22 protein-coding genes are annotated in these 23,046 nt (G+C 63.2%); 12 read left to right on the plus strand and 10 right to left on the minus strand.

What is annotated here, in order from left to right:
* Positions 1-2 precede the first annotated feature (2 nt).
* The 5 genes from paaC to paaX all read right to left on the minus strand — a co-directional run bounded on the left by paaC (position 3) and on the right by paaX (position 4,366).
* The gene (gene paaC / locus K0P03_RS15555; protein ID WP_272790027.1) at positions 3-758 is read right to left on the minus strand and encodes a 1,2-phenylacetyl-CoA epoxidase subunit PaaC; all 756 of its coding nucleotides are present in this window, start codon (positions 756-758) and stop codon (positions 3-5) included.
* Complete coding sequence (gene paaB, locus K0P03_RS15560) at positions 758-1,042, minus strand: 1,2-phenylacetyl-CoA epoxidase subunit PaaB (protein ID WP_272790028.1); 285 nt, start codon at positions 1,040-1,042, stop codon at positions 758-760. The genes paaC and paaB overlap by 1 nt, the downstream gene beginning before the upstream one ends.
* 13 nt (positions 1,043-1,055) lie before the next feature.
* Positions 1,056-2,060, minus strand: coding sequence for a 1,2-phenylacetyl-CoA epoxidase subunit PaaA (gene paaA / locus K0P03_RS15565; protein WP_130514015.1), 1,005 nt, complete (start codon positions 2,058-2,060; stop codon positions 1,056-1,058).
* Between the two features lie 23 nt (positions 2,061-2,083).
* Positions 2,084-3,289 (minus strand): 3-oxoadipyl-CoA thiolase, encoded by a 1,206-nt coding sequence (pcaF, locus tag K0P03_RS15570; protein WP_130514014.1) that lies wholly within the window; start codon positions 3,287-3,289, stop codon positions 2,084-2,086.
* A gap of 168 nt (positions 3,290-3,457) precedes the next feature.
* Positions 3,458-4,366: a phenylacetic acid degradation operon negative regulatory protein PaaX gene (gene paaX, locus K0P03_RS15575; RefSeq protein ID WP_443020557.1), complete on the minus strand. Its 909-nt coding sequence runs from the start codon at positions 4,364-4,366 to the stop codon at positions 3,458-3,460.
* 208 nt (positions 4,367-4,574) lie between these two features.
* Here paaX and K0P03_RS15580 point away from each other — a divergent pair, with 208 nt between their 5' ends.
* Positions 4,575-7,250 carry a bifunctional diguanylate cyclase/phosphodiesterase gene (locus tag K0P03_RS15580; protein ID WP_272790030.1) on the plus strand — a complete coding sequence of 892 codons (2,676 nt, stop codon included), beginning with the start codon at positions 4,575-4,577 and terminating at the stop codon, positions 7,248-7,250.
* On the opposite strand, the gene K0P03_RS15585 is transcribed toward K0P03_RS15580, so the two are convergent.
* The 5 genes from K0P03_RS15585 to K0P03_RS15605 all read right to left on the minus strand — a co-directional run bounded on the left by K0P03_RS15585 (position 7,228) and on the right by K0P03_RS15605 (position 13,762).
* Positions 7,228-8,370, minus strand: coding sequence for a gluconeogenesis factor YvcK family protein (locus K0P03_RS15585; protein WP_050743701.1), 1,143 nt, complete (start codon positions 8,368-8,370; stop codon positions 7,228-7,230). The two genes, K0P03_RS15580 and K0P03_RS15585, sit on opposite strands and share 23 nt — an antisense overlap.
* Before the next feature lie 71 nt (positions 8,371-8,441).
* Positions 8,442-10,085 carry an ABC transporter ATP-binding protein gene (locus K0P03_RS15590; RefSeq protein WP_272790031.1) on the minus strand — a complete coding sequence of 548 codons (1,644 nt, stop codon included), beginning with the start codon at positions 10,083-10,085 and terminating at the stop codon, positions 8,442-8,444.
* Positions 10,060-11,190 carry an ABC transporter permease gene (locus K0P03_RS15595; RefSeq protein WP_023515827.1) on the minus strand — a complete coding sequence of 377 codons (1,131 nt, stop codon included), beginning with the start codon at positions 11,188-11,190 and terminating at the stop codon, positions 10,060-10,062. The genes K0P03_RS15590 and K0P03_RS15595 overlap by 26 nt, the downstream gene beginning before the upstream one ends.
* Complete coding sequence (gene oppB, locus K0P03_RS15600) at positions 11,183-12,106, minus strand: oligopeptide ABC transporter permease OppB (RefSeq protein WP_023515826.1); 924 nt, start codon at positions 12,104-12,106, stop codon at positions 11,183-11,185. The genes K0P03_RS15595 and oppB overlap by 8 nt, the downstream gene beginning before the upstream one ends.
* Positions 12,107-12,166: 60 nt before the next feature.
* On the minus strand, positions 12,167-13,762 hold the full coding sequence (locus K0P03_RS15605; RefSeq protein WP_050743698.1) for a peptide ABC transporter substrate-binding protein: 1,596 nt from the start codon (positions 13,760-13,762) through the stop codon (positions 12,167-12,169).
* Between the two features lie 279 nt (positions 13,763-14,041).
* On the opposite strand from K0P03_RS15605, the gene K0P03_RS15610 reads away from it, so the two are divergent.
* From K0P03_RS15610 to K0P03_RS15660, 11 genes are all read left to right on the plus strand, one after another.
* Positions 14,042-14,815, plus strand: a complete 774-nt coding sequence (locus tag K0P03_RS15610) for an amino acid ABC transporter substrate-binding protein (protein ID WP_023517056.1) — start codon at positions 14,042-14,044, stop codon at positions 14,813-14,815.
* 106 nt (positions 14,816-14,921) lie between these two features.
* Positions 14,922-15,602, plus strand: a complete 681-nt coding sequence (locus tag K0P03_RS15615; RefSeq protein WP_023517057.1) for an amino acid ABC transporter permease — start codon at positions 14,922-14,924, stop codon at positions 15,600-15,602.
* Positions 15,599-16,360 (plus strand): amino acid ABC transporter ATP-binding protein, encoded by a 762-nt coding sequence (locus K0P03_RS15620; RefSeq protein WP_023517058.1) that lies wholly within the window; start codon positions 15,599-15,601, stop codon positions 16,358-16,360. The genes K0P03_RS15615 and K0P03_RS15620 overlap by 4 nt, the downstream gene beginning before the upstream one ends.
* 135 nt (positions 16,361-16,495) lie before the next feature.
* Positions 16,496-16,939: a helix-turn-helix domain-containing protein gene (locus K0P03_RS15625; RefSeq protein ID WP_023517059.1), complete on the plus strand. Its 444-nt coding sequence runs from the start codon at positions 16,496-16,498 to the stop codon at positions 16,937-16,939.
* 6 nt (positions 16,940-16,945) lie between these two features.
* Positions 16,946-18,757 carry a hypothetical protein gene (locus K0P03_RS15630; protein ID WP_272790032.1) on the plus strand — a complete coding sequence of 604 codons (1,812 nt, stop codon included), beginning with the start codon at positions 16,946-16,948 and terminating at the stop codon, positions 18,755-18,757.
* A gap of 25 nt (positions 18,758-18,782) precedes the next feature.
* A complete protein-coding gene (locus tag K0P03_RS15635; protein WP_024271324.1) occupies positions 18,783-19,013 on the plus strand; it encodes a hypothetical protein in 231 nt (76 codons plus the stop codon).
* A gap of 215 nt (positions 19,014-19,228) precedes the next feature.
* A complete protein-coding gene (locus K0P03_RS15640) occupies positions 19,229-19,426 on the plus strand; it encodes a hypothetical protein (protein WP_050743695.1) in 198 nt (65 codons plus the stop codon).
* Between the two features lie 17 nt (positions 19,427-19,443).
* A complete protein-coding gene (locus K0P03_RS15645) occupies positions 19,444-20,628 on the plus strand; it encodes a YcaO-like family protein (RefSeq protein WP_272790033.1) in 1,185 nt (394 codons plus the stop codon).
* A complete protein-coding gene (locus K0P03_RS15650) occupies positions 20,625-21,338 on the plus strand; it encodes a TfuA-like protein (protein ID WP_272790034.1) in 714 nt (237 codons plus the stop codon). Before K0P03_RS15645 ends, K0P03_RS15650 begins: the two co-directional genes overlap by 4 nt.
* A gap of 120 nt (positions 21,339-21,458) precedes the next feature.
* Positions 21,459-21,683, plus strand: a complete 225-nt coding sequence (locus K0P03_RS15655) for a hypothetical protein (protein WP_024271321.1) — start codon at positions 21,459-21,461, stop codon at positions 21,681-21,683.
* 220 nt (positions 21,684-21,903) lie between these two features.
* A complete protein-coding gene (locus K0P03_RS15660) occupies positions 21,904-23,040 on the plus strand; it encodes an ABC transporter substrate-binding protein (RefSeq protein ID WP_024271320.1) in 1,137 nt (378 codons plus the stop codon).
* The last annotated feature ends 6 nt before the right edge of the window (positions 23,041-23,046 follow it).

A 23,046-nucleotide genomic window follows, 5' to 3' on the forward strand; every position in this document is an offset into this window, starting at 1 on the left:
TCCTACCAGGTCGCGCCCGGATAGGCGCGTTGCAGGAACTGCATCTCGGTGAGGATGAAGCCGAGATGCTCGGTGTGAACGCCGCGCCGGCCGCCCTTGTGCATGTAGCCGTCGGCCGGCTTCTTCAGCGTGCCCTCGGAGAGCGTCTCCGCGACGATCTCGTCCCAGCCCGCCTTGAGGCTTGCGGGGGCCGGGATGATGCCGGCCTCGGCCAGTTCGGCGTCGAACGCATCGCTCATGAACATCTCGCCGGTGAAGGGCCAGAGTTCATCCAGCGCCTCCTGCATGCGGCGGTGGCTTTCCGCCGTGCCGTCGCCGAGGCGGATGACGAGATCGCGGCTGCGGTCGAGATGGTAGGATACTTCCTTGACCGCCTTTTCCGCGATCTCGGCGATGCGGGTGTCGGAAGACCCCTTCAGCGCCTTGAGGAGCAGATAGTGCCAGGCGTCAAACAGGAACTGCCGCATCAGCGTCTTGCCGAAATCGCCGTTCGGGCGCTCGACGATGAGGATGTTGCGGAATTCGTAACCGTCGCGCAGATAGGCGAGATCGTCGGCGGAACGGCCCTTGCCTTCCACCTCGCCGGCAAGGCCGAGCCAGAGCTGCGTCTGGCCGATCAGGTCGAGCGCGGTGTTGGCGAGCGCGATATCCTCCTCCAGCGCGGGCGAGTGCCCGCACCATTCGGAAACGCGATGGCCGAGGATCAGCGTGTTGTCGCCGATGCGCAGCAGGAATTCGAGAAGCGCCGCGCCCGACATCACATGTGCCCCACTTCGTCCGGAATGTCGAAGAAGGTCGGGTGACGATAGACCTTGGAGTTCGACGGATCGAACAGCGGGCCCTTTTCCGAGGGCGCGCTGGCGGTGATGTCAGAGGATTTCACCACCCAGATGCTGACGCCCTCGTTGCGGCGCGTATAGACGTCGCGGGCGTTGTTGATCGCCATCTCGGCGTCGGGCGCATGCAGGCTCCCGACATGGCGATGGTTGAGGCCGTGCTGGCCCCGGATGAAAACTTCCCAAAGCGGCCATTCGCTGGACATCGTGCTCTCTCCCTTATTCAGCGGCGATTTTTGCCGCAGCGCGGCGGTCGGCGGCCTTTTCGGCATGCGCCGTCAGGCCGTCACGGAACCAGGCGCCGTCATTCCAGGCCTTCTTGCGGGCGTTGAGGCGCTCCGCATTGCACGGGCCGTTGCCGGCGATCACGTTGAAGAATTCCTCCCAATCCGGCTCGCCGAAATCGTGGCCGCCCTTTTCCTCGTTCCACTTGAGGTCCGGATCCGGCACGGTGAGGCCGAGATATTTTGCCTGCGGCACGGTCTGGTCGACGAATTTCTGGCGCAGCTCGTCGTTGGAGTTCTGCTTGATCTTCCAGGCCATCGACTGCGCCGAATGCACGGAGGCATCGTCCGAGGGGCCGAACATCATGAGGGACGGCCACCACCAGCGGTTCAGCGCGTCCTGCACCATGGCCTTCTGGGCCGGCGTGCCCTTCACCATCTTCATCAGGGCGTCATACCCCTGGCGCTGGTGAAAGCTTTCTTCCTTGCAGATGCGCACCATGGCCCGCGCATAGGGGCCGTAGGAACAGCGCTGCAACGGCACCTGGTTCATGATGGCCGCGCCATCGACCAGCCAGCCGATTGCGCCGATATCGGCCCAGGTCAGCGTCGGATAGTTGAAGATCGAGGAATATTTCGCCTTGCCGGAATGCAACTGCTCGTACATCTGGTCGCGGCTGATGCCGAGCGTTTCGGCGGCGCAATAGAGGTAGAGGCCGTGGCCGGCCTCGTCCTGCACCTTGGCGAGCAGGATCGCCTTTCTTTCCAAGGTGGGTGCGCGGGTGATCCAGTTGCCTTCCGGCAATTGGCCGACGATTTCCGAATGGGCGTGCTGGCTGATCTGGCGCACAAGCGTCTTGCGATAACCCTCGGGCATCCATTCCTTCGGCTCGATCTTCTGGCCGGCGTCGACGCGCTCCTGAAAGGCGCGCTCCACGGGGTCCATCTCGTCGAGGGACCGGACGCGAGCGGCATCGGTCTTCACCATCTGGGCATACATGGTCTTTCCTCCTTGCTGGCGCGTCAGACGCGCTCGAGAATGATTGCGATGCCCTGACCGACGCCGATGCACATGGTGCACAGTGCATAGCGCCCGCCCTGGCGGTGGAGCTGATAGGTGGCTGTCGTGACGAGCCGCGCGCCGCTCATGCCGAGCGGGTGGCCGATGGCGATGGCGCCACCGTTCGGGTTCACATGCGGCGCATCATCCGGCAGGCCGAGATCGCGCAGAACCGCGAGCGCCTGCGAGGCGAAGGCTTCGTTGAGTTCGATGACGTCCATCTGGCCGAGCGTCAGGCCGGCGCGTTCCAGCACCCGGCGCGCCGCCGGAGCCGGGCCGAACCCCATGATGCGCGGCTCAAGCCCCGCCGCCGCCATGGCGACGACGCGCGCCTTCGGCGTCAGGCCCTGCGCCTTGGCGGTCGCCTCATTGGCGATGAGCAAGGCGGCCGCGCCGTCATTGACACCCGAGGCGTTACCCGCGGTGACAGAGAGGTCCGGGCCGTTGACGCCCTTCAGCTTGGCAAGCTGCTCGGCCGTCGTGCCGGGACGGGGATGTTCGTCGGTGTCGACGACCAGCGGATCGCCCTTCTTCTGCGGCACGGAAACGGACACTATCTCATCGGCAAAAAGGCCGGCCTCATGCGCCGCCGCCCAACGGGCCTGGCTCAACGCAGCAAAAGCGTCCTGGTCCTCGCGGCTGACGGCAAAGTCGGCGGCAACGTTGTCGGCCGTCTGCGGCATGGAATCGACGCCGAAGGCCTTCTTCATCTTCGGATTGACGAAGCGCCAGCCGATCGTCGTGTCATAGACGGCATTGGCACGCGAAAAGGCGCTGTCGGCCTTGGGCATGACGAAGGGCGCGCGGCTCATGCTCTCGACGCCGCCGGCGATGACGAAATCGCAGTCGCCGGCGCGGATGGCGCGGGCGGCCATGCCGACGGCGTCCATGCCGGAGCCACAGAGGCGGTTGACGGTGGTGGCGGGAATGGAGACGGGAAGGCCGGAGAGCAGCACGGCCATGCGGCCGACATTGCGGTTGTCCTCGCCGGCCTGGTTGGCGCAGCCGTAGATGAGATCGTCTACTTTCGACCAGTCGACGCCTTGATTGCGCGCCATCAGCCCGCTGAGCGGCACGGCGGCCAGATCATCAGCACGCACCGACGACAGCAGCCCGCCATAACGGCCGATGGGTGTACGAACGGCGTCGCAGATAAAGGCTTCGGACACGCGGCTTCCTCCCTGATATCCAAGGGTCGATCCGTTCCTCCAGAAACATTGACCGACCGATCGGTTATATATTTAGCATTCGAAACATCACAAATCAATGGAATTTTTCCTGAATTCTGTGATGTCTCATCGCAGCAGCAAGCATCATACCACAAACCATGCTTTTCCCTATGAAAAGTCGACCCGGCGTGCCTCGCGCAACAGGGAAAGACGACGCAGCGTTGCCTCGCTCGCTTCCGGCAAGGCACCGGCCGCCGTGACGAAATGGCGGGCGACATGCAGATCCGCCTCGGGGGAGAGGCCGAGGTAAAGGTCGGCAAAGAGCGCCCTGGCCGCCTCTCCCGGCCAGTCCACGGGCAGGGCCGTCTGCGGCAGACGCGGATCGCGCAGTACGACGAGACGGAACTGGTGCACGAGCACCAGCCGGGCGACGAGGCTTTCCGCTGCGCCGAGCCGCACCCCGCCGGCAAGGAGATCGGCGAGGCGCCCGAAGCGCCGGAGGAAGCCGTCATAGGCCTCGGCATGCAGCGCAAGGTCCCAATGGTCGGCCGCAAAGGCGCCAAGGTCCCCCTCGCCGCTCACCACGTCACCCCGGAACACGACGGCCGGTTGCTTGAGAAGCGGGAGGGCGCGCGCACCCACCGCTAACCGCGGCCCCAGCCGGGCATGGCCTGCCCGCTCAAGGGTCTGCATCGCCTCGTCTGGCGCCGTTCCGGTCAACTGCACAAAATGCCACTCGGCCGCTTCCGGTGGACCGAAGAGCAGGCGGGCAGCGGCGGCAAACTCCGCCCGAGCGGGCGCGGCAAGGCGGTAGAAGCTTCGCCGCCCCTCCCGCTCTCCGGACAATTGCCCGGCCGCGACAAGGCGTGAGACGGCGGTGCGCACCAACGTCTCGCTGATGCCGATGGCAGCGCAGGTCTCGATGAGATTGCCGGTCCACACCACGCCGCCCCGCGGCTCCACGACATCGCCATAGATGGTGACGATGAAGCTGGCGGCCTTCAGCGGGCTCTCCTCGATGATGGTCCTGAGCATCGCGCCAAACATGCTCTCCATCCTGTCCTTGTCCGCCGGCAAACCAGCCCCCTGCCCTCGTTCCATTTCGATAGTGGCCGAGGACTAGCCCAGAATAGGCCGTGGCGGGAAGCCCCGCCCGGAAATCCGCAGATAAAGGCATATTCTCGTCAGCAAATATTAAGTTGCATCTGCCATCGTCCGTCGATCGTCGGAGGCCGGGCAGAACCCTTCCCGAGCAGACAGGGCGCGTGGGGACAGACGAACCGCGATGAACGACCGGAATACGCAGCTCTCCCTTCACGGGCTGGGATGTTACATCCCCGCCATCGTCGTCGCATTTGCCGCGCTGATCGCCATTTTCCTTGCCGATTCCCAGAAGCAGCGGCTGGAAGAGGAGTACCTGCGCTCCTTCACCACGGAACAGCTCGGCGTGCTGCGCTCGCGCCTCGAAGGCAATATCCAGGGTGACATCAATCTCGTACAGGGCCTCGTCGCGGCGCTCTCGACAGAGCCCGACATGTCACCGAGCCGCTTTGCCGACCTTGCCGGTCGCATCTTCCGCAAGGACACGCAGCTGCGCAATCTTGCCATCGCGCCGGACTTCGTCGTCTCGCTCGTCTATCCGGTCAAGGGGAACGAGCGCAGCATCGGCCTCGACTACCGCAAGAACGAGCGCCAGCGCGCCGCGGCCATGCAGGTGAAGGCGCTCGACCGGCTCATCGTCACCGGCCCGGTCGATCTGGTGCAGGGCGGGCGCGGCGTGATCGCGCGCTACCCGATCCATGCCGGGCGGAACAACGCCTTCATCGGCATCGCCTCCGCCGTGATCGACCTCGACAGGCTCCTGGCCAACAGTGGCTTCGGAAAAGACCTCAAGGTCGCCGTTTCGCTTTCCAGCCGGCCGCATGTCGGCGGCGAGGCACGAACCTTCTTCAGCACGGCCACCCCCGTCGATGCCGACCCCGTCGTCATGACGATCGACATCGGCCACGAAGCCTGGACCATGTCTGCAGCGCCATTGGGTGGCTGGCGCCAGCCGTCCGCCGATCTCACCCTGTTTCGCACCGGCCTCGCGCTGCTGGCCATCATCATCGTCGCCCCCATGTTCTGGGTCGGTTACCTGATGAAGGACCGCCATCGGCATATCCTGGCGCTTCAGGACCGGGAGGATCAGCTGGAAACCGTCTCGCAACGCCTGCAGCTCGCGCTCGACGCCTCGCGCGTCGGCGTTTGGGAATTCGACACGGAATTGGCGACACTCACCTGGGACGCCCGCATGCGCGCCCTCTACAACGTGCCGCCCGACCAGCCGATCTGCCGCTACGAGGACTGGCGCACCGCGCTTCATCCCGACGATCTGGAAGAAGCCGAACGCGTTTTTTCGGACGCCATCGAGGCCGAGAGGCCCTATCTCACGGAATTCCGCGTCCTGACCGTCGACGGCGACATCCGCCATATCCGCGCGCACGGCATGACCTATCGCGCCTCGTCAGGCGCAAAGCGTATCGTCGGCGCAAACTGGGATGTGACGGAGGACATCCGCCTCCAGGCCGAACTGCTTGAGGCCAAGCTGACGGCGGAGGCGCAGAACCGCGCCCTGGAAGACGCTCGCCTCGTTCTGGAGCACAATTCACTGCACGATGCCCTCACCCGGCTTCCCAACCGGCGTTTCCTCGACCAGCAGCTCGCGCTGGCCGGTATCGGCGAGGACACCCGTCCCCTCACCCTGCTGCATATCGACCTCGACCGCTTCAAGGACATCAACGACACGCTCGGCCACGCCGCCGGCGACGAGGTGCTGAAACAGGCGGCCGGTGTACTGCGTGCCCATATTCCGGCAGCGGACTTCATCGCCCGCATCGGCGGGGACGAATTCGTGCTCCTGTCGCGCCGTGAGCCGACAGAGGCCGATTTCGGCACCCTCTCCGCCCGCCTCATCGAGGCGATCAGCGAGCCGATGGCGATCGAAGGCCATGACTGTCGTATCGGTGCGAGCATCGGCATTGCAACGCGCAACGATGCGGAAGAATCCGCCGAGCAGTTGCTCGTCAATGCCGATATCGCGCTCTACGAAGCCAAGCGCCGTGGGCGCAACCGCGTGGAAGCCTTCAACGACGAGCTCCGCCTGCGCACCGTGGAGGTCAAGCGGCTCGGCGACGACATTCTGCGCGGTCTCGAACGCGGAGAATTCCACCCCTACTTCCAACCGCAATTCGATGCCGAAACGCTGGAGATCGTCGGCGTCGAGGCGCTGGCACGCTGGCAGCACCCAACACGCGGCATCATCATGCCCGATGTGTTCCTGCCCGTGGCCGAGACCCTCAATGTTGTCGCCCGGATCGACGAGGCCATCCTCGAACAGGCCCTGTTCCAATCCATGCGCTGGGAGGGACAGGATCTCGGCATCGCCCGCGTCTCCGTCAATGTCTCCTGTCAGCGCCTGCGCGACGACAACCTTCTCGAAAAGCTGCGCGCGATGAACATTCGCCCGGGTTCGCTGACCTTCGAACTGCTGGAATCGATATCCTTCGATACGCTCGACGACGGGCTGAAGCAGGCCATCGACGGCATAAAATCCCTCGGCATCGAAATCGAGATCGACGATTTCGGCACCGGCCACGCCTCCATCGTGAGCCTCCTGGAGCTGTCTCCGGCGCGGCTGAAGATCGACCGCCGGCTGGTGCAGCCGCTGCTCGAATCCACGGCACAGCAGAGCCTCGTCCGCTCGATCATCGACATCGGCAAGGTGCGCGATATTGAGACGGTTGCGGAGGGTGTCGAAACATTGGCCCATGCCGAGCTGCTGCGCGGCCTCGGCTGCCATATCCTGCAGGGCTATGCCTTTGCCCGGCCCATGGGCGCGGATGATTTCCTCGCCTTCGCCAAGGCTCGCGGCTGGATGCCGGCGGCGAAGACCGGCCTTACGACGGCAAGAGCGAGCTGAGCGTATCCGCAACCGCCCGGCCGTCATGCTGGCCGCGCTGCCAGGGATCCTCGAACTCGCCGATCACCCGTTCGATGCCGAGCCGCATGCCCACCTCTTCCAGCGCGCCATTGCCGAGATAGGCAAAGCGGCCGACGGTCTTTTCGAAGGGCAGCAGCTGGTGGTTTGCCAGGACGTGGGTGAAGGGACGCCCATCCGCCCCCGCCTGCCGCCGCCAGAGCGCGGTGGCAATCTCCAGCATGCGCGCCACATCCAGCCCGCGGGTCTCCCGGCATTGCAGCATGTTGCCGATGAAGATGCGCCGGGCATGCGCATTGCGCGCTATGGCCGGAACGATGCCCTCGACCAGAAAATGCGGCAGGACGCTGGTGAAGAAGCTGCCCGGCCCGAAAACGATGGCATCGGCGCTTTCGAGACTTTCCAGCACGGCCTCGTTGGCCGGCACAGCCGCGCCGCCCCGGCCGGACAGCGCAATGTCGCGGATGCCCGTCGCACTCGCCGCATCGTCGAGCGCCGTCACCCTGTGCTGCCCCTCAACCCGGGTGCCATCATTCAAAACGGCGGAGAGGTCAACACCATCAGCGGCCGTGGACGGCCAGACATGGCCGGCAATGTCGCAGAGCTTGCGGAAGACGAAGATGGCGGTGTTGATGTCGCTGTTGTGGGCGAGATGCGCGCCCGTCAAAATGAAGTTGCCGATGCTGCCATTGCGGAAATCGAAATCCGCCCCGATCGCCGCGCGAAAGGTGCGCAGGTAGTTGAGGATAGCGCCGCGCAGGCCCGGCTCCATGCGCTCCAGCAGCGGGTGCACGCCCTCCGCGTAGAGCGCGAATTCCGTGCGGGCATCATCTTGCGTGCCGCTGGTCATGCGCGCATTGCAGACCTTGACGACATCGCCCGCCCGGCCTTCGCCATGCGCCATGGTCATCAGCGCCTGGCGGATGTCACCGACGGCGAGCACGCCGAGGTTCTCGCGGATGATCTTGGAACTGCCGCCGCTGTCCCAGGCCGGCACGATGCGCGTCAGTCGCACCGGCTTGGAAAGCAGCGCCAGATTGGTCGTGCGGCACGCAGTGCCGCCCGAAAAGAGCACGATATGCGGCAAACGGCTTTCAGCCATCCGATCTCCTCTTGGTTTCACGCAATTTCGGGCGCAAAACCGCTGCACACCTTTGCTGGAATTGCTCCAGCTTACGGCCCGATATTATACGCAGCCCCGATGAGGGTCTTTGTATAATCCTCCCGCGGGGCGCTGAAAATGGCGTCCGTGGGACCTTCCTCCACGATCTTGCCGTCCTTCATGACCACCACATAGTCGCTCATCGCACGCACCACCGACAGGTCGTGGCTGATGAAGACATAGGAAAGGCCGTAGCGGGACTGGAGATCACGCAAGAGCTCGATTACCTGCCCCTGCACCGAACGATCGAGTGCCGAGGTCGGCTCGTCGAGGATCACCGCCTGGGGTTTGAGGATCATCGCCCGTGCGATCGCGATACGCTGCCGCTGGCCGCCCGAAAACTCGTGCGGATAGCGGTTGCGCGCCGCGGGGTCGAGCCCCACCTCCTTCAGCGCCGCGATTGCCCGCTGGTCGCGGTCGGCTCGCGAAAGCTGCGGCTCATGCACATAAAGCCCCTCGGTGATGATCTCGCCGACCGTCTGGCGCGGCGAAAGCGAACCGTAGGGATCCTGGAAGACGACCTGCATGCTGCGCCGGAGCGGCCGCATTCCGGTCCGGTCGAGGCCGGAAATATCCGTCTTGCCGAAGCGATAGGCGCCCTTGCTGGAGATGAGCCGCAACAGCGCCCGCCCGAGCGTCGATTTTCCCGAACCGGATTCGCCGACCACGCCGATCGTCTGCCCTTCGTGCAGGCTGATGCTGACATTGTCGACAGCCCGGAAGGTGTTGGCGCGTTTCTTCAGGAAGCCGCCGTCGATCTTGTAGTCGACGATGACATTGCGGCCCTCGAGGATGATCGGCGCGTCATCCGCCGGGGCCGCCTTGCGGCCATGCGGCTCGGCCTCGATCAGCATGCGGGTGTAGTCGGCCTGCGGATTGTCGAAGATGTCGGCCGTCCTGCCCTGTTCGACGATCTCGCCGCGCCGCATGACGACGACGCGTTCGGCAAAATGCCGGACGATGCCGAGGTCGTGCGTGATCAGCACGATCGCCATGTCGAAGCGCTTTTGCAGATCGCGCAGCAGTTTCAGGATCTGTGCCTGGATCGTCACGTCGAGCGCCGTCGTCGGTTCGTCGGCGATCAGGATGTCCGGCTCGTTGGCAAGCGCCATGGCGATCATCACGCGCTGGCGCTGGCCGCCGGACATTTCATGCGGATAGCTGTCGATACGGCGCTCGGGCTCCGGAATACCGACCAGCTTCAAGAGCTCCAACACACGCGGCCGGGCTTCCTTCCGCGTGCCGCCGCGGTGATGCACGATCACCTCGGCGATCTGCTTGCCGACAGGATAGAGCGGATCGAGCGAGGTCATCGGCTCCTGGAAGATCATGGTGATTTTTGCACCACGGATCTCGTTGAGCGCCTTCGGCGGCAACCCGACCATTTCCTGCCCGCGATATTTCGCAGAGCCCGTGACCCGGCCGTTGCTCGCGAGCAGTCCCATGATGCCCATCATGGTCTGGCTCTTGCCGGAGCCGCTCTCGCCGACCACCGCCAGGGTCTCGCCGGGGCGGACATCGAGGTTGATGCCCTTCACCGCATTGACGTCCCCGTCCGGCGTCGTGAAGGACACCTTCAGGTCGCGCACGGCAAGGATCGGCTCCATGGTTTTCTGTGTCTCTGCCATGTCAGCGATCCTTCGGGTCGAATGCATCGCGCAGCCCGTCGCCGACGAAATTCAGCGAGAAGAGCGTGACGACGAAGAAGATGGCGGGAAAGATGAGCAGCCAGGGCGCGGACTGGATGTTGTTGGCGCCTTCGGCGATCAGCGAACCCCAGCTCGTCAGCGGCGCCTGAACGCCGAGGCCGAGGAAGGAGAGGAAGCTTTCGAGCAGGATCACCTTGGGCACGATGACCGTAACGAAGATGACGACCGGGCCGATCGTGTTGGGGATGACGTGCCGGCGGATGATCTGCCAGTCCGTCAAGCCCAGAGCCTCCGCCGCGCCGATGAATTCCCGTCGCTTCAAAGACAGCGTCTGGCCGCGCACGATGCGGGCCATGTCGAGCCACTCCACCGCACCGATGACGATGAAGATCAAGACGAAGCTGCGGCCGAAGAAGACGACGAGCACAACAACCAGGAAGACGAAGGGCAGCGAGTACAAAATTTCGACGAAACGCATCATCACGTTGTCGACGCGCCCGCCCATGTAACCCGAGATCGCGCCGTAGACGACGCCGATACCGAGCGAGACGAGGCTGGCGAGAAGGCCGACCGCGATGGAGATCTGCCCGCCGAGCATGACGCGCGCCATCAGGTCGCGCCCGTTTGTGTCGGTGCCGAACAGGAAGTATTCCCGGTCGACCACACCCTTCAGCGTGAGCTTACGCCCCTCGTCCTCGGTCGCCGTGACCTCGGTCTTGTCGAACTCGTTGGCCCGGTCGAAGTAGCGCGTGGCGCGTGGATCGATCGGGTCCTTGGCGGTGATGACCGCCGTGAAGGCTTCGCCCTCGACGGAAAAGGACTGCAGCTCGACGCGGGCGCGGGTGGCGACGCCCTTCATCGCCTCTTCCAGTGAATCCTCGCCCGGCCGCGGCTCGAGGCTCGGCGGGATGGTGACATAGGAAGAGAAGACCTGATCGTAGCTGTGGCTGATGAAGAACGGACCGAAGAAGGCGAAGCACGCGATCAGCACCAGCATCACCGAACCGGCCATGGCCGGGCGGTTGCGGCGGAAGCGCATGACGGCGAGCTGGAAGAGGCTGCGCCCCTTCACCTCGCTCCCGGGTACGGGGGAAACGACGGCGTCAGTCATGGCGAACCCTCGGATCGAGCAGGCCATAGAGAATGTCGACCAGCAGATTGAAGACGATGACGAAGATGGCGATCAGGACGACCGTGCCCATGACGAGCGTATAGTCGCGGTTGATCGCCCCGAGCACGAAATAGCGCCCGACGCCGGGGATGGTGAAGATGGTCTCGACCACGGCGGAGCCGGTCAAAAGAGCGGCAGCGCAGGGCGCGAGATAGGACACGATGGGCAGCATGGCGCCGCGCATGGCGTGCACCACGACCACCGATTTTGCCGGCAGGCCATAGGCCCGCGCGGTGCGGATGTGGTCGGTGCGCAAGGCCTCGATCATCGAGCCGCGGGTCAGGCGCGCGAAAACCGCAAGCTGCGGCAGGGCGAGCGCGATCATCGGCAGGATGAGGAAGCGCAGTGAACCGTCGCCCCAGCCACCCGCCGGAAGCCAGGCGAGCACGATGGCAAAGATCAGCGTCAGGACCGGCCCGACGACGAAGTTCGGCACCGTGACGCCGACCGTCGCGACCGACATGACCGCGAAATCCAGCGCACTGTTCTGACGCAAGGCCGCAATCGTACCGACGATGACGCCGCCGATAAGCGCCAGGAGCAGCGCATAGAAACCAAGTTCCATCGAGTAGGGCAGACCCTTGCCGATGAGTTCGGCAACGGTGTTGTCCTTGTAGATGTAGCTCGGTCCGAAATCGCCGCTGACGGCATTGCCCATGTAGGTGAGGTATTGGCGCCAGAGGGGCTGATCGAGCTGGTAGGCTCGCATCAGATTTTCCATCGTGGCAGGCGGTAGAGGGCGTTCGAGGTTGAACGGGCCGCCGGGCGCAAAGCGCATGAGAAAGAACGAGATTGTGACGACGATGAATAGCGTCGGCACGGCGCTTGCTAGGCGCCGCAGAACGAATGCAAACATGACTAGGTCTCCCCAGATACGAAAGTGCGCGGCCTCAGGAGGCCGCGCACTTTCGTCGGATCATTCCGAAACGCTGAGGAAGCGGCTCAGGTGCTGGTTGGCGGCATTGTCCTGCCAACCCTGAACCTTGCTGGAGACGAGCCACAGGTCGGCCTGCGTCAGGAGCGGGGCGATCGGCTGTTCGCGCATCAGCACGGCTTCTGCGTCATGCAGGACCTTGGCGCGCGCCGCCGGGTCACGCTCTTCGTACGACTTCTTCATGAGGTCATCGAACTCGGCATTCGTGAACTTGCCGTAGTTGAAGGTCTTGTTGGTGCTGACGCTGAGGGCCAGGAAGTTTTCCGCATCCGCATAGTCTGCGACCCAGCCGGCACGCGCCACGTTGAACGCGCCGCCTTCCTGAAGGTAGGCGTAGTGCGAGGACACGTCGAGGTTCACCAGCGACACATCGGCGCCGAAGGTGTTCTTCCACATGTCGGCAACAGCCGTCGCCACGCGCTCGTGGTTCGGGTTGGTGTTGTAGCGCAGCTCGATCTTCAGCGGCTTGCCGCCTTCGCCGTAACCGGCTTCCTTCATCAGCTTGAGCGCCTCGTCCTCGCGGTCGAGCTGCGAGAGCGCGCCGAAATCGGCATAGGCCGGCTCATAGCCCTGCATGCCCGGGGGCACCATGGAATAGGCCGGAAGCTGCGAGCCGGAATAGATTTCCTTGGCCAGGAAGTCGCGGTCGATGGCCATGGAGAGCGCGCGGCGCACGCGAACGTCGCTATAGGGCTCGGTGCGGGTGTCGAAAGGGTAGTAGTAGGTCGCCAGCGTCGGCGAAACGTGGACCTGCTCGCCATAGCTCTTCTTCAGGCGCTCGATCTGGTCGGCAGAGAAGTTGTAGACGAGGTCCATTTCCTTCGCCTCGAAGCGACGGACCGAGGCGGCCTGATCGTCGATCGGGTAGAAGATCACCTTGTCGAGCTTGACGTTGGCAGCGTCCCAGTAGTTCGCGTTCTTCTCGACGACAAGATTGTCGTTCGGCACATGGCTGACGAGCTTGAAGGCACCGTTGGAAACCATCGTGCCGGGCTTCACGAAATCCGCGCCGTTCTTTTCGACGCTGGCCTTGGAGACCGGCAGCGCCGTCTGGTGCGCGAGCAATTCGAGGAAGAAGGGCGTCGGACGCTCCAGCGTCACTTCCAGCGTCGTGGCATCGACAGCCTTGACGCCAAGCTGGTCGAGGCCAAGCTCGCCCTTGTTGACCTTTTCCGCGTTCTTGATCGGATAGAGGATGTTCGCGTAGCCGGCCGCCGTCTTCGGATCCTCAACGCGGGTGAAGGAGAAGACAAAGTCTTCCGCCGTCACCGGCGAACCGTCCGACCACTTCGCGTTGCCGCGCAGCTTGAACGTGTAGACCGCGCCGTCGTCGGAGACGGTCCAGCTTTCCGCAGCGCCGGGAACGATCTTGCCCGAGGCGTCATAGATGGTCAGGCCTTCGTAAAGGTCCTTGAGGATGAATTCTTCGATGTTGATGGAGGTATGTGCCTGGTCGAGGGTCTGCGGTTCACCCGCATTGCCACGGTGAAGCACCGTTTCTGCCAATACAGGGCTGGCGCCCAGCAGGATTGCACCTGCAAGAAGAGCCGCACGAAAGCCAATCAGTCTGTTTGCCATTTTGTTTTCCTTCCCCGGTTGTTATTTTGGGTGCGACATCAATTGTCCCTGTTTGCGAACTTGGCAAGCCCCTAAAAACACGAAATGCACAAAGGTCGCAGACCTCTCGCAACGCCCGATTTTTCAAGTGAAACGCGCCCTTCTCCGCCGCTACACCGCGAAAAATGAGAAAAATATTTGCATTTGCCGATTTTATTCGCAGTTTTCTGCCCATCGTTTTGCACCGATTTCTGCGATCTATCGCCCATCGAACACTTGAGCCAGAAACGGAGTCCCAAGATGAACTGGTTGAAGACCCTCGCCGCCGCCGCAGCGCTCCAGGCCGCCATCCTCGCCCCGGCCCATGCCGGTGAAAACCTCGCAGCCGTACAGGCCGCCGGCGCGCTGAAGATCGGTACCGAAGGCACCTATGCGCCCTTCACCTACCATGACACCGACGGCAAGCTGGTCGGCTTCGATGTCGAGATCGGCGAGGCCATAGCCAAGAAGCTCGGCGTCAAGGCCGAGTTCCTGGAAGGCAAATGGGACGGCCTGATCGCCGGCCTCGACGCCAACCGCTACGACGCCGTGATCAACCAGGTCGGCATCACCGAGGCACGCAAGCAGAAGTACGACTTCTCCGAGCCCTATATCGCTTCCAAGGCCGTGCTGATCGTGCGCGCCGACGACGACAGCATCAAGGGTTTCGCTGACCTCAAGGGCAAGAAGTCCGCCCAGTCGCTGACCTCCAACTTCGGAAAGCTTGCTCAGGAAGCCGGCGCCGAGCTCGTCGGCACCGACGGTTTCGATCAGTCGATCCAGCTTGTCCTGACCGGCCGCGCCGATGCGACGATCAACGACAGCCTGTCCTTCCTCGACTTCAAGAAACACAAGCCGGACGCGAATGTGAAGATCGCCGCCGAGCAGGAAAACGCCGACTATTCCGGCGTGATCATCCGCAAGGGCGAGCCGGAGCTTCTGGAAGCGATCAACAAGGCACTCGTCGACATCAAGGCGGACGGCACCTACCAGGCGATCTCGGACAAGTATTTCGGGCAGGACGTCTCGAAGTAATTCCTGGCCGAGAACCGCTTCGCGGCGGCTCCGTCCTCGACTATAGATAAAACCATGACCTGGCCGGGGATAACCCCGGCCAGCCGCATTTCCGGAGGTTTTTCCCGTGCCGCCGTGGCTTCAACTGATGCTGGATTCGCTGGTCCCCCTGCTGTGGGCCGCGCTCGTCTTCACCATTCCGCTCACCCTGCTTTCCTTCGCGCTCGGACTTACCCTCGGCCTCGTCACGGCCATCGCCCGACTGTTCGGGCCGCGTCCGCTCGTCGCCATTGCCCGCTTCTATGTCTGGGTGATCCGCGGCACGCCGCTGCTGGTGCAGCTTTTCGTCATCTTCTACGGCCTGCCGAGCATCGGCATCCTGCTCGATGCCTTTCCGGCCGCCCTCATCGGCTTCACGTTGAATGTCGGGGCCTATACGTCGGAAATCATCCGCGCCGTCATCGCCTCCGTGCCGCGCGGCCAGTGGGAGGCGGCCTATTCAATCGGCATGAGCTGGTCGCAGGCGATGCGCCGCACCATTCTGCCGCAGGCGACGCGCGTCGCCGTGCCGCCGCTCTCCAACACCTTCATATCGCTGGTGAAGGACACGTCGCTTGCGGCCGCCGTCACCGTACCGGAGCTGTTCCAAACGGCCCAGCGCATCGTCGCCACGACCTACGAGCCGCTGATCCTCTATATCGAGGCGGCGCTGATCTATCTGGCGCTCAGCTCTGTTCTTTCGGCCCTGCAGGTCCGGCTGGAACGGCGCTTTGCCCGCTATGGCGGCTTCCTGGAGGCTCGCACATGATCGAACTCAGCCATATCGAAAAACGCTTCGGCGACAACCTCGTGCTGCGCGACATCAGCCTCAGCCTGCCGGAGGGCACGGTCACGGCACTGGTCGGCCCTTCGGGCGGCGGCAAGAGCACGCTGCTGCGCTGCATCAACCTGCTGGAGACGCCGACCTCGGGCTCCATCAAGCTCGGCAGCGAGACGATCGACTTCGCGCCCGGCCGCAAGGTCGGCTGGGACGCGGTACAGAAGCTGCGCCGCCAGACCGGAATGGTCTTCCAGAACTTCCAGCTCTTCCCGCATCAGACGGCGATCGCCAACGTGATGGAAGGCCTCGTCACCGTCCTCAAATGGCCCGCGGAAAAGGCACGCGCCCGCGCCGTGGAACTGCTCGAAAAGGTCGGCATGGCACACAAGGCCGACGCCTGGCCGGCAACGCTGTCGGGCGGCCAGCAGCAACGTGTCGCCATTGCCCGCGCGCTTGCCCCCTCGCCGCGCGTCCTGCTCTGCGACGAGCCGACCTCCGCGCTCGATCCGGAGCTCGCGGAAGAGGTGGTCGAGGTGCTGAGCCGGCTCGCCCGCGAGGGCACGACCATGGTCATGGCAACGCACGATCTGCGCCTTGCCTCACGCGTTGCCGACACGGTCGTTTTCCTCGATGGCGGCGTCATCGTCGAAGAGGGGCCGCCGCGCGCGATCTTCTCGACGCCCGAGCGCGAGCGCACGAAAAAATTCATCGCCTCCCTCAGTGCGCCGCAAAGTTACGATATCTAAAATACACGTCGCCTCACGTTACGGTAGCAAGGAAATCCGGTTCGCGGCAGTTGCATCGGACAGGCGATTCAAGCAGAGTGACGGGATATGCGTACCTCGCCATGCCCCGGCATGTCCAACAGGGGAGAAAGCCTCATGATCAAGAAAACACCGAATCCGATCGACGTCTTCGTCGGGTCCCGCGTCCGCTTGCGGCGGCTGATGGTGGGCATGAGCCAGGAAGCGCTTGCCGACCGTCTCGGCGTCACCTTCCAGCAGGTACAGAAATACGAAAAGGGCACAAACCGCATCAGCGCCAGCCGCCTGCAGGCCATCGCCGAAGTGTTCCGCGTCCCGCCGAGCTTCTTCTTCCAGGATGAAGACAGCGCCACGCCGGCCGCCGGCGTCGGGCATGAGACGGGCGACGTCTCCACCTTCGTCTCCTCCAAGGAAGGCCTCGACCTCAACCGCGCCTTCCTGAAGATCGATGATGCGGGTGTGCGCAAGTCGATCATCGCACTGGCAACGGCGCTGTCCAAGGCGAGCGCCGCTACAGAGGCCGGCGAACGCGCAGAAAACGCACCGGAACTGCGGATCTGACCCCACATGCCAGCACGGCTGCAGACGCTCGGTCATCTGCGCCTGCTCGACGAGGGCGGCAATGACATCGTCTTTCCCGAAAAGGCGCTCCTGATCCTTTGCTATCTCCAGACGCGCGGCGTGAGCGACATGCCGCGGGCGGATGCGGCGAGCCTCTTCTGGGACGACAGCAACAGCGCCGCCGCCTTCGCCAATCTCCGGCAGACCGTTTCACGAACCCAGAAGCGCCAGCGGGAGCTGGACCGGATCTATCTCACCTTCACCGACACCGCGATCGGGCTCGGGCCGGATGCCGTCGAAAGCGATATCGACGGGGTTCACGATGGCGCATGCCTCCCGGTGCTTGCCGCCACGCTGATCGACGACTTCCTCAAACATGTAAAGCCCGGCAACCGCGCCCTTTCGAGCTGGATCATGCTGCAGCGGGCCGCCCATATGGCCATTCTGCGCGGCGCATTGCTCGATAACAATGGACAGGGGGGCACCGGCTTGCGACAGGCGCGCGCCGCGGCAGCCCTGCGTCTCCTGGAGAGCAACCCGGACGACGAGGAAGTGCGCGCCATGCTGACGGGCCGGCCGGCCGCGTCCCCAATCCTCATGACCGCGCAGCCGCCTGCCCGCGTACTGACGCTGCAAGACGCGGATATCGGGTTTGCCCGGCCGAATCCGCCGCGCGTCGTGCTGCTGCCACCGGTCACCACGCTGGCCGCCCGGGCAGCCACGCGCTTCAGCGAAGCGTTGATCGAGGACGTGACGATCGGCCTCTGCGCACTGCGCTCCATTTCGATCATTGCACCGCATACCGCCGCGCAGATCTCGCTCCAGGCCGACAGGGCGGCCACCTACGAGCGCCACAAGATCAGCTACATCCTGGAAACACGGCTGCGCGACGAGGGCGACCACCATTCGCTCTTCACCCAGCTCATCTTCTTCGGCAGCGATGAGGTCGTCTGGGCCGAACGATTCCCGCTCTCGGCTGAAGGCCTCGCCCGTTCACGACAGATGATCTCCCACCAGATAGCGGGTTCGATCGCGACGGAAATCGAGCGCAACGAGCTCGTGCGCGGCGACTACGAAATCGATGCGAAGGCCTACCGCAGCTTCCTCACCGCGCAAGGCCAGTCGAAAAATCTCGACCTGCGCGACATCCGTCGTGCACGCAAGAGTTTTCGCGAGGCATTGAAGGAAAACAGCAACTATGCGCCTGCTTTGGGGGGCTTGGCACACAATTACTTCCTCGAATGGGTTCTGACCGCACGCGGCGACCATGAACTGCTCAAGCAAGCAGAACTTCATGCCCAAAAAGCGATCGAGGTCGATGAGCGCCTGCCCTCGGGCTACCGGGAACTCGGCATCGTCAAGCTCTATACACGCCAGTTCGACGAGAGCGCAGCCTATCTTGATCGCGCCGAGGAGCTAAGCCCCAACTATGCCAACGTCATCGCGAGCTACGCGGATACACTTGTACAGGGCTCTCGACCAGATATCGGCTTGCAGAAGATTGAGCATGCAATCGAACTCAATCCATTGCCGCCGGACGAATATTTCTGGATCGCGGCGAGTGCCTCGTATGCGCTCGACAGATATGAAGACGCTCTCGCCTACATAAACCGGATGAACGACAAGCAGCCGGCCCATCGTCTATCTGCCGCAAGCTGGGCAATGCTCGGAGACCGCAAGAAGGCCAGGCTGTTCGTGCGGCGAACATACGAAAGCAATCCGGATTTCGATTTCGAATCCTGGACAGCGATTATACCATTTAAGGAGGAATGGCAGCGAAAACATTATTATGACGGGTTAAAGAAAGCCGGATTTTAATTAGGATTCACAAGGGAGAGCAGGCATGGCAAGAATAGTTATTTTGGGGATTAAAGGTGAAGCTGGTCTTTGGTCCGTCGATCTCGACGCAGGCACTGCGACGCAAATCGGGTCGCCCACAGGCGGGACCTTGAAGGCTGCCGATGATCTGCGCAAAGCGGGCGCAACAATCACCTCGGGTGTTGACCTCGCCGCCCTCGTTCCCGACGGCGTCGGCAGTTTGCCGGAACCCTCCAGCGGCATTTACGATAAGTAACCGTTGCACGCTTTGAGGCAGACATCCAAGCCGGTGTTTGCCCAAGAGACAAAAGACCACATGCAGGGCCCGAGCTACAAACGTCGCTCGGGCCCTGCAACCAGGCGCCACAGCCTCGTGTTGTTCGAAGAGGCAGGCCGGCAGCATTCCGCGCTCTGCGCGCAAGCCCGGGAAATCTGCATCCTCAGTTTCAACCAAAATCAGGAGGAGCGAAAATGTCGAATGGCGTGCTTGGGCTTGAAGGAGAAACTGGCCTTTGGACGGCGGATCTCGAAACGGGCGCCATCACATCGGTCTCCTCCGGTTCGGCTGACGATCCCCACATAACCGGCAGGTTCAACACGCGTGGCGTGAGCGTCCCGATGGTGGCCGAAACAGCCGGGCCATTTTCTGGCGGCTTTTACGGCAAGTGACCCCCAGCAGCCCCTCCGTGACCAGCTATTCGGATCGCCTCTGCAGTCCGGATGAGACCTGGAGCCGGATCGAGGCGCTTTTGCCTCGCTTCGGTGTCACGCGGCTTTCCCGCCTGACAGGCCTCGATTCGATCGGCATTCCTGTCTGGAACGCAGTCAGCCCCAATGCCCGTTCGATCGTCATCAATCAGGGCAAGGGCATCACCGATCTAGACGCGAAAGTTTCAGCCGCCATGGAGGCGCTCGAGCGGGCGATAGCCGGCGACCCGCTCGTTCCGGTCCGACATGCCTCGCGGCATGATTTTGCGAAGGCGGGGCAGGCCTGCCTGCCGCTCGATATCTTTGTGGCAAGCGACCAGCCCTTCCTGTCGGAGACAGAAAGCATCGACTGGCTTGCCGGCAGCGACGTCACGACGGGCGAAACGGTCTGGGTTCCACGCGCAGCGGTCTGCCTCGACAGGACTGACCCCACGCCGCGGTTCTGGCAGTCCTCCGATGGCCTTGCCTCGGGCAATGCACCGATCGAGGCGACCCTTCACGGCCTTCTCGAGCGGATAGAGCGCGACGCAGACCGGTTGTGGCGGCTGCTGCCTCGCAGCAAGCGCCTTGCAACCGCGATCGACCCCACTGGCTTTGCCGATCCCATCATCGAGGATCTGCTCGCTCGATTCCGGACTGCAAAGCTGGAACTGCGCGTCTTCGACATCACCAGCGACCTCGCAGTGCCAACCTATGCCGCCGTCCTCGGCAATACCGGGCTTCTTGCAAAGAAGACCCCTCTCTTCCACGATGCGACCATCGGCTACGGCACACATCCCGTGGCCACCCGTGCCCTCATCCGGGCCCTGACCGAAGTCGCGCAATCACGCCTCACCTATATCAGCGGGGCACGTGACGATCTTTTTGCCGAAACCTTCACCCGCCCGCTCGCCACCGAAACGCTTGCCCTCTTCGAAGCGTCGCCGGGCGTGGCGAAGTCCTACGACGCTCCCGAAGGTGACGCCGCCACGCTGCTTTCCCACTGCCTGGAGCGGCTCGCCACAGGCGGCATAGCCCCCATTCTGGCGGTCCCGCTCACCGACCCGTCCCTTCCCATCGCTGTCGCAAAGGTCGTCGTGCCGTCGCTCGAAAACCCTGAAGGCAAGCGTCGCCACGCTGTCGGCCACCGCGCCCTGTCGCGCATGTTGTTTGGAATGTCATGAAGATCCTGTTCGCAGGCCCGAGCCTGCCCGATGCTGCCGCACTGTGCGGGAAAAATATCGATGTCCGGCCGCCGGCTGCCCATGGAGACGTGCTCGCCGCCACGCGCGAAGGCGCGAAGGCGATCGGCATCGTCGACGGAAACTTCGAACATGTCGCCCCCATCTGGCACAAGGAAATCCTCCATGCTCTGGATCAGGGTATCGCCGTCTTCGGCGCGGCCAGCATGGGGGCGCTGCGGGCGGCGGAATGCGACGCCTTCGGCATGGTCGGCATCGGCCGTATCTACCAGGACTATGCCAGCGGCCGGCGCATGGACGATGCCGATGTCGCCCTGCTGCATGGCCCCGCCGAACTCGGTTACCCCGCCCTTTCACTCCCACTCGTCAATGTCGAGGCGACGCTCGACCGGTTGGAGAGAGAAAAAACCGTTGAAAAGCATGACATATTAACGCTGCGTATTGCCGCGGCGACGCTCTTCTACAAGGAGCGGACCTGGTCTGCGATCGTCGACCGAGCCCAAACGGCATTGGATCGCACGGCGCTTCTGCAACTTCTCCTCGCAACAACGGTCGATCAGAAGCGTACAGATGCACTTACCCTTCTGCACATCCTCGACACTTTCAACGAAAAAACCGCGAAAAAACAAGGAAACTGGACGTTTAGAGCAACATCGCTCTGGCGCTCGGTGGCCGATCAACCCGGAGCGTAAAAAAACACGCAGTTTCCCATTCCGCGTGTGTCACGCTTAAGTCACGCGCACAACCTCCGAGTCACGCCTATACTTCGTCCCAGGGGCTGAAAGTGAGCATTGCTCCCGGGGGCATAGGACATGAAAATCGAAACCATCGAGACCGAAGACAGGGGCACGGAATTGATGGCGCTGGCGCGGCTTGTCGCGTTTGCGCTCGAATCCGCCAAGTCGCTGGACGCAGAGGTTGTCGAGTTCTGCCTGGACAAGGCGCTGCGCGCCGTGCTGGACCAGATCGACGAACCTTCGCGTATGGCACTCACGTCAAACGACATTATACTGATGAACCGGTCAGCGCTCTGCTGACCGGAGGAACGGGCCGGCTAGCCGGCCGGGGGATAGCCGCCGTCCTCCTCCGCGGCGCTGATCGTGCGGACGGCCCGAACCTGCGGGCCGCCGCCGATCTTCTTAAAATTCTCCAATTGCGAAACGAAAACACACGGTTGCGCTGATCGCGGAACTCTGAAAGGTTCTCTTCTCGAAAAAACGCCCCGAAACCGGGGCCGACGGACAGAGGGAGAACAGCATGCGGAGAATTCTGGCAGGTGGCGTGGCCGCACTCGCGCTCATGACGGCGGGCATCGCCCAGGCGGAACCGGTGAAGATCGGCGTCATCACCACGCTGTCCGGCGGTGGCGCAGGCCTCGGCATCGACATGCGCGACGCCTTCCAGTTGGCGATCAAGCAATCCGGCAACAGCGAGATCGAGCTCGTCGTGGAAGACGATGCGCAGAAGCCGGAACTCGCCGTCCAGATCGCCGAGAAGATGATCCAGAGCGACAAGGTCGACCTGATGACCGGCATCATCTGGTCGAACCTCGCCATGGCCGTGGTGCCGAACACGGTGGCACAGGACGTCATCTATCTCTCGCCCAATGCCGGCCCGTCGGCGCTCGCCGGCGCGAACTGCCACCCCAACTATTTTAACGTCGCCTACCAGAACGACAATTTCCATGAGGCGATGGGCGAATACGATAACAAGGACTACAAGAAGACCTTCATCCTCGCTCCGAACTATCCGGCCGGCAAGGATGCGCTGACCGGCTTCAAGCGCTATTACAAGGGCGAGCTCGCCGGCGAGGTCTATACCCAGGTCGGCCAGACGGACTATGCCGCCGAGATCGCGGAAATTCGCGCTTCCGGCGCCGATTCGGTCTACTTCTTCCTGCCCGGCGGCATGGGCATCGCCTTCATGAAGCAATATGCCCAGTCGGGCGTCACCATTCCCGTCACCGGGCCCGGCTTCTCCTTCAGCCAGGACGTGCTGCCGGCGATCGGCGATGCCGCACTCGGCGTGAAGAACTCTGGCACCTGGGCGAAAGACCTCGACAACCCCGCCAACAAAGCCTTCGTCGAGGCGTTCCAGAAGGAATACAACCGCCTGCCCTCGATCTATGCCGCGCAGAGCTGGGACACCGCCAACCTCATCCTCTCGGCCATCGGAAAGGCAAGCGTGAAGGACAAGGACGCCTTCCGCGCCGCGCTGAAGGCTGCGGACTTCGCTTCCGTGCGCGGAAAGTTCAAGTTCAACACGAACAACCATCCGATCCAGGACATCTATGTCACCGAGGTCGTGAAGGAAGGCGACGTCCTGACCAACAAGATCATCGCCACCGCCTTCACCGATCACGGCGACGCCTACGCCGACAAGTGCTCGATGTAATCCGCG

This window comes from Shinella sp. HY16, from assembly GCF_028534175.1.
In the GTDB taxonomy this organism is placed as follows: domain Bacteria; phylum Pseudomonadota; class Alphaproteobacteria; order Rhizobiales; family Rhizobiaceae; genus Shinella.

What these genes read in the sequence shown, in the direction of transcription:
- paaC (WP_272790027.1), bottom strand. Translation starts at nt 758, where the DNA reads ATGTCGGGCGCGGCGCTTCTCGAATTCCTGCTGCGCATCGGCGACAAC.
- paaB (WP_272790028.1), bottom strand. Translation starts at nt 1,042, where the DNA reads ATGTCCAGCGAATGGCCGCTTTGGGAAGTTTTCATCCGGGGCCAGCAC.
- paaA (WP_130514015.1), bottom strand. Translation starts at nt 2,060, where the DNA reads ATGTATGCCCAGATGGTGAAGACCGATGCCGCTCGCGTCCGGTCCCTC.
- K0P03_RS15580 (WP_272790030.1), top strand. Translation starts at nt 4,575, where the DNA reads ATGAACGACCGGAATACGCAGCTCTCCCTTCACGGGCTGGGATGTTAC.
- K0P03_RS15585 (WP_050743701.1), bottom strand. Translation starts at nt 8,370, where the DNA reads ATGGCTGAAAGCCGTTTGCCGCATATCGTGCTCTTTTCGGGCGGCACT.
- K0P03_RS15590 (WP_272790031.1), bottom strand. Translation starts at nt 10,085, where the DNA reads ATGCATTCGACCCGAAGGATCGCTGACATGGCAGAGACACAGAAAACC.
- K0P03_RS15595 (WP_023515827.1), bottom strand. Translation starts at nt 11,190, where the DNA reads ATGACTGACGCCGTCGTTTCCCCCGTACCCGGGAGCGAGGTGAAGGGG.
- oppB (WP_023515826.1), bottom strand. Translation starts at nt 12,106, where the DNA reads ATGTTTGCATTCGTTCTGCGGCGCCTAGCAAGCGCCGTGCCGACGCTA.
- K0P03_RS15605 (WP_050743698.1), bottom strand. Translation starts at nt 13,762, where the DNA reads ATGGCAAACAGACTGATTGGCTTTCGTGCGGCTCTTCTTGCAGGTGCA.
- K0P03_RS15610 (WP_023517056.1), top strand. Translation starts at nt 14,042, where the DNA reads ATGAACTGGTTGAAGACCCTCGCCGCCGCCGCAGCGCTCCAGGCCGCC.
- K0P03_RS15620 (WP_023517058.1), top strand. Translation starts at nt 15,599, where the DNA reads ATGATCGAACTCAGCCATATCGAAAAACGCTTCGGCGACAACCTCGTG.
- K0P03_RS15625 (WP_023517059.1), top strand. Translation starts at nt 16,496, where the DNA reads ATGATCAAGAAAACACCGAATCCGATCGACGTCTTCGTCGGGTCCCGC.
- K0P03_RS15630 (WP_272790032.1), top strand. Translation starts at nt 16,946, where the DNA reads ATGCCAGCACGGCTGCAGACGCTCGGTCATCTGCGCCTGCTCGACGAG.
- K0P03_RS15635 (WP_024271324.1), top strand. Translation starts at nt 18,783, where the DNA reads ATGGCAAGAATAGTTATTTTGGGGATTAAAGGTGAAGCTGGTCTTTGG.
- K0P03_RS15640 (WP_050743695.1), top strand. Translation starts at nt 19,229, where the DNA reads ATGTCGAATGGCGTGCTTGGGCTTGAAGGAGAAACTGGCCTTTGGACG.
- K0P03_RS15650 (WP_272790034.1), top strand. Translation starts at nt 20,625, where the DNA reads ATGAAGATCCTGTTCGCAGGCCCGAGCCTGCCCGATGCTGCCGCACTG.
- K0P03_RS15655 (WP_024271321.1), top strand. Translation starts at nt 21,459, where the DNA reads ATGAAAATCGAAACCATCGAGACCGAAGACAGGGGCACGGAATTGATG.
- K0P03_RS15660 (WP_024271320.1), top strand. Translation starts at nt 21,904, where the DNA reads ATGCGGAGAATTCTGGCAGGTGGCGTGGCCGCACTCGCGCTCATGACG.